The 13,195-nt window shown below is 64.0% G+C and carries 6 protein-coding genes and 2 pseudogenes; 3 read left to right on the top strand and 5 right to left on the bottom strand.

The window, feature by feature from the left end; all coding sequences use genetic code 11:
* Positions 1-121: 121 nt before the first annotated feature.
* The 3 genes from JAO74_RS18270 to JAO74_RS18260 are packed head-to-tail and all read left to right on the top strand — an operon-like array spanning position 122 to position 6,128.
* Positions 122-3,562 (top strand): acyl-[ACP]--phospholipid O-acyltransferase, encoded by a 3,441-nt coding sequence (locus JAO74_RS18270; RefSeq protein WP_233151218.1) that lies wholly within the window; start codon positions 122-124, stop codon positions 3,560-3,562.
* Positions 3,559-4,584, top strand: coding sequence for a hypothetical protein (locus JAO74_RS18265; protein ID WP_199041702.1), 1,026 nt, complete (start codon positions 3,559-3,561; stop codon positions 4,582-4,584). The genes JAO74_RS18270 and JAO74_RS18265 overlap by 4 nt, the downstream gene beginning before the upstream one ends.
* Positions 4,572-6,128, top strand: a complete 1,557-nt coding sequence (locus tag JAO74_RS18260; RefSeq protein ID WP_199041699.1) for a phenylacetate--CoA ligase family protein — start codon at positions 4,572-4,574, stop codon at positions 6,126-6,128. The genes JAO74_RS18265 and JAO74_RS18260 overlap by 13 nt, the downstream gene beginning before the upstream one ends.
* Positions 6,129-6,300: 172 nt before the next feature.
* Here the strand turns inward: JAO74_RS18260 and JAO74_RS18255 are convergent.
* The 5 genes and pseudogenes from JAO74_RS18255 to JAO74_RS18235 all read right to left on the bottom strand — a co-directional run.
* Positions 6,301-7,329 (bottom strand): annotated as a pseudogene (locus JAO74_RS18255) (glycoside hydrolase family 43 protein); the annotation flags it as partial.
* Between the two features lie 25 nt (positions 7,330-7,354).
* Positions 7,355-8,392, bottom strand: a complete 1,038-nt coding sequence (locus tag JAO74_RS18250) for an arabinan endo-1,5-alpha-L-arabinosidase (protein WP_233151216.1) — start codon at positions 8,390-8,392, stop codon at positions 7,355-7,357.
* Positions 8,392-11,073, bottom strand: a complete 2,682-nt coding sequence (locus JAO74_RS18245; protein WP_199041693.1) for a TonB-dependent receptor — start codon at positions 11,071-11,073, stop codon at positions 8,392-8,394. The genes JAO74_RS18250 and JAO74_RS18245 overlap by 1 nt, the downstream gene beginning before the upstream one ends.
* A 545-nt stretch (positions 11,074-11,618) precedes the next feature.
* Positions 11,619-12,452 (bottom strand): annotated as a pseudogene (locus tag JAO74_RS18240) (IS630 family transposase); the annotation flags it as partial.
* A 130-nt stretch (positions 12,453-12,582) separates the two neighbouring features.
* Positions 12,583-13,035: a hypothetical protein gene (locus tag JAO74_RS18235; RefSeq protein WP_199041687.1), complete on the bottom strand. Its 453-nt coding sequence runs from the start codon at positions 13,033-13,035 to the stop codon at positions 12,583-12,585.
* Positions 13,036-13,195: the final 160 nt, after the last annotated feature.

Here is a 13,195-nt window from a genome sequence, read left to right as displayed (position 1 = left end):
TCTAATTAATCTATTGAACGGTGCTCATTTGATGATATGCTGGTGCCGACCTGAAGATTAAGCCGCCTGACGGGTCCTTAAGGTTTCGCCGTTATCGCTAAGGGTTGAAGGGGAGCTATCCATGTCCGCACCAGACTTGTCGCTGTTGGCGAAGCGCCGTTTCGCGCCGCTCTTCGCCGTCCAATTCCTCGGCGCGTTCAACGACAATCTGCTGAAATTTGCGATGCTCTTCCTCGCCAATTTCACGCTCTATGCAGCGGCCCCGGCCCGCGCCGAGTTGCTGGCGACGGTGGCGACCGGCCTCTTCATCCTGCCCTATTTTCTCCTGTCGGGACTGGCAGGCCAGCTTGCCGACAAGTGGGACAAGGCGGTTCTGGTACGCGCGGTGAAGGCGGCGGAGATCGGCATCATGCTGCTCGCGCTCGGCGGGTTCTGGCTCCAGTCGGTGCCGGTGCTGCTCGGCAGCCTGTTCCTGATGGGCGTGCATTCGACGATCTTCGGACCGGTCAAATACTCGATCCTGCCGCAGCATCTCGGGCGTCACGAACTGATGGGCGGGACGGGACTGATCGAGGCCGGGACCTTCCTTGCGATCTTGGCCGGCCAGCTTGCTGGCGGTCTTATCCCGGCGTGGGAGGCGGGGCTGGTCGCGGTGGGGGTCGCGGTGCTCGGCTTCCTCGCCAGCCTGTCGGTGCCGAGTGCACCGGCCGCGGCGCCGGGCCTCGTCATCGATCGCAACATTTGGCGCAGCACGGTCGATATCCTGTCGGTCGCCCGCGCCGGGCGCGGCGTGTGGCTGGCGATCCTGGGCATCAGCTGGTTCTTCTCGGTCGGCGCGATCCTGCTGTCCGAATTCGCGCCGCTGGTCAGCGGTACGCTGGGCGCCGGGGCTGGTGTGGTGACGCTGTTCCTGCTCGTTTTCTCGGTATCGGTCGCGCTCGGCTCGCTCGTCGTCAACAAGCTGCTCGGGGGCGAGGTGTCTGCCCGCTATGTGCCGGTCGCGGCGCTGGGCATGGCCGCGTTTCTGGTCGAATTGTGGATCGCCACGCGCAGCTACCCGGCGGTCACACAAGGTGCCGACGTCACCGCATTCCTGGCGAGCGCCGGCAGCTGGCCGATCCTCGTCGGCCTCATCGGCCTGGCGTTCTCGGGCGGCGTGTTCATCGTGCCGCTGTATGCGATCCTTCAGGTCCATACCGATCCTGCCGAACGCTCGCGGGTGATCGCCGCCAACAACATCGTCAACGCCTTCGTCACCGTGATCATGGTGATTGTGGTCACCCTGCTGCTCGCGCTGGGCACCAGCGTGCCGGGGATCATCGGCGCGATGGGCTTCGCAACGCTCGCGATCGCGCTGATTTCGTGCTGGCTGCTGCCCGAGACGGTGTTCAAGGCGCTGATCCGCGGGCTGCTGATCACGCTCTATCGCGTCGACGTCCACGGCGCGGAGAACATGCCCCAGCCGGGCGAGCGAGCGGTGGTGGTCGTGAACCACGTCTCGTTCCTCGACGGCCTGCTGCTCGCGGCGTTCCTACCGGGCAAGCCGACTTTCGCGGTCGCGACCAAGATCGCCAAGGCCTGGTGGGTGAAGCCGTTCCTGGGGATGTTCGACGCCTTCCCGGTCGATCCCACCAATCCGATGGCGGCGAAGGCGATGGTCAAGGCGGTGCGCGAAGGGCGGACGCTGGTGATCTTTCCGGAAGGACGGATCACGGTGACGGGCGCGCTGATGAAGGTGTTCGACGGCCCCGGCATGGTCGCCGACAAGGCCGACGCGCCGATCGTCCCGGTGCGCATCGCCGGTGCCCAGTACACGCGCTTTTCGCGGCTCAAGGGCAAGGTGCGGCTGCGCGCCTTTCCGAAGATCGACCTGACGATCCCTCCCCCGCGGCGCTTCCAGGTCGACGGCGATACGGCGCGCCAGCGGCGAGCGGCGGCCGGAGCAAAGCTGTACGACGTGATGAGCGACATGATCTTCGCGACGTCGGACACCGATCGCACCCTCTACCAGGCGTTGCTCGACGCGAAGGACATCCATGGCGCCACACGGCCTGTGGTCGAGGACGTCAAGCGTGAGCCATTGAGCTATGGACGATTGGTCACCGGCAGCATCGCGCTCGGCCGGCCGCTGGCGGCGCTGACGGGACCGGGTGAGGCGGTCGGGCTGTTGCTTCCCAACGTCAATGCCGTGGTCGCGACCTTCTTCGCGCTGCAGGGCATCGGCAGGGTGCCGGCGATGCTGAACTTTACCGCGGGGCTAACCAACCTTAAGGCGGCGTGCGTCGCCGCGGAGATCCGCACCATCGTTACGGCGCGCGCCTTCGTCCAGCAGGCGAAGCTGGGCGAGGTGCTGGACGGGCTTCAGGCTGACGGGCGGCGCATCGTCTATCTGGAGGATGTCGGTGCCGTGATCGGCGCTCTCGCCAAGCTGCGCGCGCTGATCGCGACGCGCTGGGCCGGGCGCCTCCATCGCCGCCACGCGGTCCAGCCGGACGCGCCCGCCGTTATCCTCTTCACCAGCGGATCGGAAGGGCTGCCCAAGGGCGTGGTGCTAACCCATCGCAACCTGTTGTCCAACTGCCTGCAGCTGTCGGCGCGGATCGACTTCAATTCGTCCGATGTCGTGCTGAACGCGCTGCCCGTGTTCCACAGCTTCGGCCTGACCGGGGGCACGCTGCTGCCGATTTTGTCGGGGGTAAGGACGCTGCTCTATCCCAGCCCGTTGCACTACCGGATCGTGCCCGCGCTCGCCTATGACGCCAATGCCACCATCCTGTTCGGCACCGACACCTTCCTGTCAGGTTATGCGCGGATGGCGCATGGCTATGACTTTTATTCGCTGCGCTACATCTTCGCCGGCGCCGAGCGCGTCCGTGACGAGACGCGGCGCACCTATGGCGAGAAGTTCGGGTTGCGCATCCTGGAAGGCTATGGCGCGACCGAGGCGGCGCCGGTGATCGCGGTCAACACGCCCATGCATTTCCAGGCGGGCAGCGTCGGGCGCCTGCTGCCCGGCGTCGAAGCGAAGGTCGATCCCGTGCCTGGTATCGCTGAGGGTGGTCGCCTGTCGATCCGCGGGCCAAATATCATGGCAGGATATTTGAAGGCCGACGCGCCAGGTGTGCTGCAACCGCCCGAGGGCGGCTGGCACGACAGCGGCGACATCGTGACGATCGACGCCGCCGGCTTCGTGACGATCAAGGGCCGCGCCAAACGCTTCGCCAAGATCGGCGGCGAGATGGTGTCGCTACCCGCGGTGGAGGGCTATGCCGCCAAGCTGTGGCCGGGCGCGGAGCACGCGGTGGTCACCCGCCCCGACGCCCGCAAGGGTGAACAGCTGGTCCTCTTCACCACCCAGCCGGGGGCGACAGCCGGCGCGCTTCAGCAATGGGCGCGCGCGAATGGTGTCGCTGAACTCTCGGTGCCCAAGGATGTCCGCGTCGTCGATGCCCTACCGGTGCTGGGAACGGGCAAGCTCGACTATGTCACCATGACCGATCGCGCCGCGGCCGATCTTCGCGCCGACAAAATGGACGCCGCCGAGGAGGAGGAAGCGGTGTGACCGCGTCATGGGCTGGCATCGGCCGCTATGCGCAGCGTTGCCCGAGCCCTCACAACACCCAGCCCTTTCGCCTGCGGGTGATCGATGATCGTCAGGCCGACCTCGTCTTCCTGCCGCAGCGCGGGCTCCCCGTCGCCGATCCGCTCGGTCGCTTCACCTGGCTGACCGCGGGCATCTTCGTCGAGATCTGCCGGATCGCGGCACATGCCACGGGCTGCGAGCTGGAGGCGGTGTGGGATTGGACCCCAATGTATGGCGGCGGCGATGTCGAAACGCCGCAGGCGCTGGCGTGTCTCCGCCTAGTTGCGGCGGGCAGCGCGATCGATGATTTCGATCCCCAGCTGATCCTAAGCCGCCGAACCTCGCGGCTTCCCTATGACGGATCGCCCGTGCCTGCCTCCGTCATCGCCGAGTTGCAGGGTGAAGCCGCCCGGCTGGGCCACCGGTTCGAGACACGAAGCGACGCGGCAGCGATCGCGCCTGTCGTCGAGCTGAACCGACAGGCGCTGTTCCATGATCTCGACGACGACGGACTGCGGACCGAATTGACCCGCTGGCTGCGCTTCTCGGGGCGGGAGGAGGATCTGACGCGCGACGGGCTGTCGGCGCGCTGCCTGACGTTCAGCGGTCCTCTACTGCGCAGCTTCTTCCTGCAACATCGCTTCTGGACGCTGCCGGGCGTCCGCACCGTCGTCGGCACCGTGTATGGTGCGACGATGAAGGGCATCGGCACGATCGGCTGGCTGCGCGGGCGCTATGTAACCCGCGAGGATTGGGTAGCGGCAGGACGGGTGATGATCCGTCTGTGGCTGATACTCACACGCGCCGGGTTCCACTGGCATCCCTATGGCTCTGTCATCACCAGCGAGACGGCGCGTGCGAACATGGTGAAATATCTCGAACTGCCCGCGGAGGCGGGCGAGGAGGACATGGTATGGCTTCTGTTGCGCCTGGGCACGAGCCCGCAACCGCCGCTCAGTCACCGGTTGCCCGTCGCCGACATCCTGTTGTGCGCGCCCTGAGGCGGATCCTTTACTATCCTGCCTTCGCCGCCGTCGTCGCCGTCGACCTGCTCGAACGGGCGCTCGCGGCATCGGGTGATCTGTATCGGCTGCTGCTGATCCCAGGCTTCGAGGGGCTGCGCTGGCGCCTGGGCGTGTGGAGGGCGTGGCGCAGTTTTTACCAGGCCTACGCCAGCGTCCCTGCGTACCGCGACTACATCGACCGGCGCGGCAACCTGCCCGACATCAGTTTCGCCGACGGGATGACGCCGCAGCTCGGGACGATCCCCGAGATGGACAAGGCGAGCTATGTTCAGGCCTATCCGATCGGCGAGCGGGTCAAGAACGGGCGACTGCCGCGGCGCGGCGTGATGGTCGACGAAAGCTCCGGGTCGAGCGGTACGCCCACCAGTTGGGTGCGCGGTGCCGTGGAGCGGCGGATCGTCAGCCGGATGATGCAGCTGTCGTACCGCGATTCCGTCGATCGGCATCGGCCGGTCTTCATCCTCAACGCTTTCGCGCTAGGCGCTTGGGCGACGGGGATGAACGTGTCGATCTCGCTGACCGGCAGTTCGATCCTGAAATCGACGGGACCCAATCTGGACAAGATCGTCGCGACGATGCGTGAGTTCGGTCCCGGCTATCGCTACGTCGTCATGGGCTATCCGCCGTTCCTGAAGACGCTGGCCGACGACCCAAGGATCGATTGGGACGCGTTCACCGTCGATGCGGGGTACGGCGGAGAGGGGATATCAGAATCGCTGCGCAGCTATCTGGGCCGGCGTTTCCAGCGCGTCGTCGGCAGCTATGGCGCGTCGGATCTGGAAGTGAACATGGCGCTGGAAACCGATCTGGCGATCCGCCTGCGCCGCGCGCTGACCGAAGACGAGGCGCTGCGTTCTGCCTTGATCCGAACCGACTATGGCGTGACGCCGATGATCTTCCAGTACAATCCGCTGGCTTATTACATCGAGACCAACGCCGCCGGCGAACTGGTCGTCACCATGTCGCGTCCCTATCACATCGCGCCCAAGATCCGGTACAACATCCACGATCGCGGCCATGTGATGCGGCTGCCCGAGCTGCGTCGGCGATTGCGCGATGCGGGGAGGGAGGACCTGCTCGATGGGCTCGCACGGGTCACGGATCTGCCCTTGCTCTTCCTGTACGGACGGTCGGACATGTCCGTCGATTACTATGGCGCCAACGTCACGCCCGACAGCGTGCGCGAGGTCCTGTTCAGCGTTGACGCCTTGGCACCGGTGTTGAACACGTTCCGGCTACTGTCTTACGAGGATGCCGATCACACGAAGCGGATGGAAATAGCCGCCGAGTTGGTGGCGGGCGCCCTGCCGCCGGACGACACCGACGCGCTTGCGCGCGAGGTCTTTGATCAGCTGGCGCGGATCAACGGCGATTTTTACAACGCGCTCTACCGCACCGCTCTCCCCGACAATCCGCCGAGGCTTACCCTTCACGCCCATGAGACCGGCCCCTTCGAGGGCGGCCAGCGAAAGCTGAAGAATGAATACGTTGCAACCGGCGTATCGTACGATGCGCTATGATCGCTTGGCCACAGGCGATGCTCGCCCGCCTCTCCCTTCGACACCATGAACGAATGTCCAAATGTCCTAAAGTCGGATGCGTCGCTCCGGCGCTGAGCGTCCGGGTCTGGGTCTTCCGAATTCAACGCACGCGAACAACAGCGTCTGCAAGCTGGCTATACACCGGTCAGGTAAGCGGGCCGTTCGCCACCGGCGGGTCGAAGATCGGCGTGCCATCGGTGCGATAGGCGATGGGCTGGACGCGGGTGTGGCGGTTCGGGTCGAGCAGCGGATCGCCCTTGATCGTCTCGTAATCGCGGGCGTGGAACACCAGCATGTCGCGACCGCGCTCATCCACGGTGAAGCTGTTGTGACCGGGGCCATAAACTTTATGTGCAGCCGACGTGGTCATCACCGGGCTCTGGCTCTTGGTCCAGACCGCCGGGTCCATGATGTTCGCATCGTCGCGCGCCGTCAGCATACCCAGACAATAGCGCGCATCGGTCGCACTGGCCGAATAGGTCATGAACAGGCGGCCGTTGCGGGCCAGCAGGGCCGGTGCCTCGTTCACCTTGTAGCCGCGCACTTCCCAATCCAGCGTCGGCACCGACAATCGCGCGGGCTTCGCCGCCAGCGTCAGCGGGGTGGCGAGGGGTGCCAGATAGAGATTGGAGTTGGTCTCGATCCCCGGCTCGCGCTGTGCCCATGCCAGATACCGCGTGCCGCGATGGACGAAGCTGGTGGAATCGAGGTTGAAGCTGTCCCACGGCGTTTCCAGCTGGCCCAGCACCGACCATTTGCCCGTCATCGGATCGGGGCCGTCACAAACGACGGCATAGGTGCGGATGCGGAAAACGTCGGCACCGCCGCCGCTGGGGCCGGCCGCGAAATACATGATCCAGCGGCCGTCGATCAGGTGCAGTTCCGGCGCCCAGATATATCCCGACATCGGCCCGCTCGACTGATGCCGCCACAACACCGCTTCCTTCGCGGTCGACAGCCCGGCGATCGTTCGCGAACGGCGCAGCACCAGCCGGTCATATTCCGGTACCGACCCGGTCAGGTAATACCAGCCGTCGGTATGGCGGAACACCTGCGCATCGGCCCGCTGATGGACCAGCGGATTGACGATCGGCGGCGGGGCCTTTTTCTGGGCCAGCGCCGGTGCGGCGGCAGTGGCGGCGGCACCGGCAAGAAACAAACGGCGGGATGGATGGATCATAGGGGATATCCTGAGCATCGGATGATCATTCGGCGACAGGCCAGCCGTCTGCGGCCCAACGAAGGCGTGCGATGCGCAACGTTGGGGCGCCTTTGTTCTCTCGGTCATAAGCGTGGTAGACGACATAGTCGGTGCCGTCGGCATCCCGCAGATAGCCGGCATGGCCGGGACCACGGAAACGCTGCTTCTCGGGCAGGTCGGCGCGCAGGAGGATCGTGCCACCGCCCTGCATCATCGAACTGCCATCCTTGCCCAGATACGGACCCGTCACGAGGCGCGACCGACCAATCACCGTGTAATATGTGCTGGCGTTGCCCTTGCAGCAATAGTCGTAAGAGGCGATCAGCCAATACCAGCCACCGTGATTGATGATAAAAGGCGCCTCCACCGGCGCCGGCGCACCGGCCGGGGCCGGACGACGGGCGATGGATATAGGCGCTTCTCCCGCCTTAAGTAGCTTGCCAACTTCGGGGTCGAGCGCGAAGAGCTTTAGCCCGCTCCAAAAGCTGCCGAGCGCCAGCCAGTGTCTGCCATCACGGCCGGCAACAAAATTTGGGTCGATCGCATTGAAGTCGTCGGGCCGATCGGACATGACCACGGGCCCTTCATCGCGCCACCCGTAGCCGGGCTTCCCGGGATCGAGCGTCGGGCTCGTCAGCAGGCCGATTGCGGACCGGTTGGAGCCAAACGTCGATACCGAATAATAGAGGCGGTAGCGGCCGCCGACATAGGAGATATCCGGCGCCCAGGCATTGCTGGCCCCCGGAATGGCACGGGTCGCCCAATCGGGCAACGCGGCAAGCGGCGTCGGTGCCTTTTGCCAATGGACCAGATCGCGGGACGTTCGGTGTGCGATGATCCGGTCGGGGCCATCACCCAAACCGGTCGAATAGACGTGATAGGTGTTCCCCTCGCGGATGATGACCGGGTCGTGCGTCGGGGTGATGTCGCCCTGAAGCCGATCGTTCAGCGTTGTTGCCGCATCGCCAGATACGGGTGTCTGTGCCGGGGCGCCTGCAGCGGCCAGCGCCACCACGCACGCCATCGATCGCCAGCCGATCATCAGAACTTCACCCGCGCGCCGATCTGGATCGTCCGATCATAGGTCCGCGTGTCGCGGGGCGTGTCGTAATAGACGCCCGTCACGGAATTCTTGCCCCTGAACCGGTCTTGATAGACGTCGTCCAGTATGTTGGTGGCGTCGAAGGTCAGCGTCAGCCAGCTGGTGGGTGAGTAGCTTCCTGAGAAGTCGAGGCGGCTGACAGGATCGGCGAGGATCGTGCTCGCCTGCACCCCGCCCGAATTGTAGCTGTCGACATAGCTCGACCGCCAGTTGTACGCGAGGCGGGCGGAGATGCCGTATTTCTCGTAGATGGCGACGGTGTTGTAAGCCCAATGCGACACGTTGACGATCCGCTGCTTGCCGCCATTGATCGGATCGTCGGTCTTCCCGTCCATGTAGGTGCCGTTCAGCTGCACGCCGAAGCCGCTGAGCGCGCCTGGCAGGAAGTCGAAGAACTGCTGATAGGCGACCTCGGCACCGGCCAGATAGCCATTGCCGGCGTTGCGTGGCCGACTGACCAGATAGGATCCCCCGAACTGTTCGGGCTGCGAGTATGTCTGGATGTACCCCGACAGGTCGCGGTAGAAACCGGCTGCGGTCAGCGAGGTGCTGCGCGCCACATACCATTCCAGCGACGCGTCATAGGCCGTGGACTTGATCGGCTGCAGGTTGGGATTACCGCCACTGCCGGTCCCGATATATTGCTGGGTGCCGGTATTGCCGCTCGGCACCAAGGTGATCAGCGGGTTCAGTGCGGCGAACTCGGGTCGGGTAACCGTCTTGCCGGCGGCCGCACGTAGGAACAGCTTTTCCGTCAGGCCGAGACGCGCGTTGATGCTGGGCAGGACGTTCAGATAATTCTGCTTGCTCGAGACGTTATTGCCGTTCAGCTGTTCCACGGTGTTGACGACGCGGGCGCCGGCAACGCCATCGAGCGGCATCGAGCCGAGGTCGAAATGATAGCCCAGCTGTCCGTAGAAGGCATAGGTGTCCTCGCGGTTGAAGAAGGCGAGGTTCGGCTCGTACGCACGCGCTCCCGTCGGGCGGCCGAACAACGTACGGATCTGGTCGGTGTTGTTCAGGAGGAAATCGGTATCAGCGGTGATGAACCGGTCGATGCCGAGCGCACCCTTCACCAGCCCGCCGGGGGACAGGGTCGCAAAGCCGGGAATCGATGCCAGCGGCGCCCCAGCCGCGGTGGGAAAGGCGAGTGGGATCGAGGCGGTCGCCTGTGATTCCACGTTGCGGTGGGTGTACCGGGTGCCGATCTTCAACGTCTCGATCACCGTGCTGTCGGGCTTGATCGTCAGGTCGTTGCGCCAGGCGATCTGCTCGCTGGTATCCAGGCCGTTGTTATCGAACAGCGTTCGAATCGTGTAAATGCCGGGATTGGTCAGATCCGCGCCGGTCAGCGTCACCCGTGGTGTGCCGCCGACGTCGTAATCGACGTCGAACCGAGGCACATTGAACGAGGTGTCGAGGATAGCGTTGCGGTTCGGGACCTCGCTGTAGTTGTAGGTGACCTCGGTGTTGAATACCGCCTGTCCCAATGTCCATTTGCCGCCGACGACGCCCTGATAATTGTCGGTCCGGTTGCGGAACGCCTGTTTGCTGGTCAGCGTGAACGCATTGGCGGTGCTGCTGCTGTCGGCGAGGATCGGATAACTGGCATTTGGCGTCACGCTCGTCAGCGTGCCGGCCTTGGGTAATCCGATGAAGAAATCGACCGCGATCTGATTGTCATAGCGTGTGAAGACGCCATCGGCATAGAATTCGACATCAGGGGAGGGCCGCCACTGGAACGAGGCGTTGAGCGCCGTCCGGCGTCGATCGCCCGATGTGTAGAGGCCACCCACCGTATCCGGCGTCGCGACCGGCGAACCCGACGACACGAAGTCGAAGGCGGTCTGATCCTGGTACTGCCGCTTGTTGTACGACGCCGCCAGAAGCAGTCCCATCTCGCCAATGCCCGTATCCCATCGCTGGCTGACGAGGCCGGAGCCGATATATCCCCACTTCTTGGATTGATCACTATAGACCGCGCGGCCGCTGGCGGCGATCTGGCTGCCGACGAAATCGAAAGGCCGACGCAGGCGGACATCGATCAGGCCAGCGACGCCACCCTCGATCAGATCGGGCGTGCTGGTCTTGTACACATCGACACCGGCAATCAGCTCGGCTGGAATGTCCTGCAAGGCGAAGCCGCGCGTGACGCCCGTGAATGCCTCGCGTCCGTTCAGAACCGTGGCAACGTTGGGCAGGCCGCGGATCAGCACCGTTCCCGCTTCGCCCGCACCGCGCGTGACTTGAACGCCAGTCACGCGCTGCAGGGCGTCGGCGACCGTGTTGTCAGGTAATTTGCCGATATCCTCTGCAACGATGGAATCAACGATCTGCGTCGCGTTCCGCTTGATCGACTGAGCGGACGCGAGACTGGCACGGACGCCGGTAACGATAATGTCGTCGTCGATAGTTCCGCTTTCAGCGGGAGTGCCTTGTACCGGCGCGGCGGCATCCACGCCGACAGATGCCTCCTGTGCATTCGGTGTGGTCGATTGAGCAGCTGCCGTCCGCGAAGCTGGTGTGCCACTGGCGTCCTGCGCTAATGCCGACTGCGCGACCATAGCCAGCACGAGGATCGAACTCGTTCCGAACAGGCGGCCAAACTTCTCGAAGGCCATCATTCCTCTCCCTAAACCCGGTTTACCGGTATTAATTGTCTGACATTACCGGTGATTATTTGGTATGGCAACTTCGAAGATGACTCCGGAAATTCGGTTCGTCGCTATTGAAAACTGATGATCCGTCTTGAGTGACGATCGGACATTGACGTTACAGCGTGCTGCCGATTGCCGTCGACTGACCGCCGACCATCAGAAACCATTCTTCGCCTCCGATAAACCGTGCAGGTGGTCACTTTGGATGTCACCCTCGTCATGCTCCGCTGCTCGAGCGTCGTTATCTACCCCAGGGGGCTTCAAGCCGTTGCTGGCTTCCGAAGGGGTAGGGCGCTTACGACACGCCGCCAGTAAGCGGGCAAGCTGTTTTCTTCGCTCCGAGCCGTTCAGGCATCCGCCCTGAGCGATGTGCGGGTTTCGGGCTTGTCCATGAACGAACGGCAGGAACGGGGAGCGGTTCGGATCTCCTGAGTGTCCACACATGGGTCGGAGTCACTGCGGATCGCAACCCGGTCAGCCGGCACATCATCAGTTAGAGCGGTTTCTGATCAGTCTGCATCGTAGCCAGCGGCTGCGAAGTAGTTCGAGCATTCCTGGGGCGAGTAGAGGTCGACGATGCGGCCGATGGCATTCCAGAGGCCGTGGATGGTCCGCTCGGCGGCTTTCTGCAGATGCGCCTTCAGCTTTGAAAAGGCCATTTTCAATGGGATTGAAGTCCGGGCTGTAAGGCGGAAGGAACAGGAGCCTGGCACCTGCGGCTTCGATGGCGGCACGCACGGCTGGCGCCTTATGGCTGGACAGGTTGTCCATGATGACGACGTTGCCGGGCGGGAGTTCGGGCACCAGAACGCGGGTCACGTAGGTGGTGAAGGCATCACCGTTGATCGGCCCGTCGAGGACCCAGGGTGCGATCATGCCCGTACGGCTCGGGCCGGCAACAAAGGTGGTGGTTTTCCAGTGTCCGTGCGGCACACCGGCCCTCAGTCGTTCGCCGCGTGGCGCCCTGCCATACCGACGCGCCATGTTCGTCGATGCCCAGGTCTCGTCGATGAAGATGAGCTGCCCGGGATCGAGATCGAGCTGACCGTCGAACCATTCCTTGCGCCGCTTCAGGATGTCGGGGCGATCCTGCTCGGTCGCGTGCGCTGTCTTTTTTTGCGCGTGCTCCCGCGCCGCGCGAAGAACCGCCATATCGTGCCGAGCGCGACCTCGGTGCCGTGATCGGCCAGAAGCGCCTGCAACTCGGCCAAGGTGATGTCGGGCGTCGCCTTGTAAGCCTCCAGGATCAATCCGGCATGCGCCTCGATCCTCATCGATCGTCGATCTCCGCCCTGCGGCAGCGGTGCCGGCGTCCCGTGCTGGCTCGCAAGCTGCTGCCACCGGCATGAATCCTGAATCAGAAAATCGCGGCGACGGGAATCCCATTATGATTCAGCCCGGTGAGAAACCGCTCTAAGTGAGTGATCCCGCTCAGCAATGTTCGCGTTTTGACGACCCTGTGATCTTGGACAGTCACGCCGCTCGATGCAGGCATGACGGTACAGGCATCGCAGCCGCGATGCTGGCTGGGCAGAGGTAGCTCCCAGCTGTGGTAAGCAAATCCGTATTCGGCAAATCCCGGTGATCGATCCACCATTTGCCATCGGTGATCGTGAGGCAGGTTTGAAAGGCACCGGTGTTCCCCGCGTCTGGCTCAGCGACCAGGGCGGCCAAATGACTGGCACGGACGCTCGTCGCCCACGCAACCTGCCGCTCGCTGCCTGTCAGCGGGGGCAGGTCGAGATGGGCGATAGCAGCACCGTCGCGTGAGGCGGCATCTGCCTGTGCGGTCTTCTTCTCCGTGATAAAACAGGATCGACACTTGGTCGTCGTCAGCCACCGCGCCTTGCGATCCTGCTGGCTGGCAAAGCCGGTGAGGTAATGGGTCTGTTCGTGACCGCACGCATGAGTGATGCGCTGTTCCATGAGCAGATGATGCGCGAGTGGTCTGCCGGGGCAATCGCAATGAGTCGGAGTGAATAAAATCTGCGGTCGGCTGCGGCCGGGCAGGGGGTGCCGATCATGTCCCCTCAGGCGGGCGCCACGCCATCGGCGTTGACGAGGTCAGGACCGACCAGAACACCGA

The sequence above is a fragment of the Sphingomonas mollis genome (assembly GCF_016427505.1).
Lineage (GTDB): Bacteria > Pseudomonadota > Alphaproteobacteria > Sphingomonadales > Sphingomonadaceae > Sphingomonas > Sphingomonas mollis.
The sequence above is the reverse complement of the archived record's forward strand: the minus strand, read 5'-3'. Positions and strand labels throughout refer to the sequence as shown.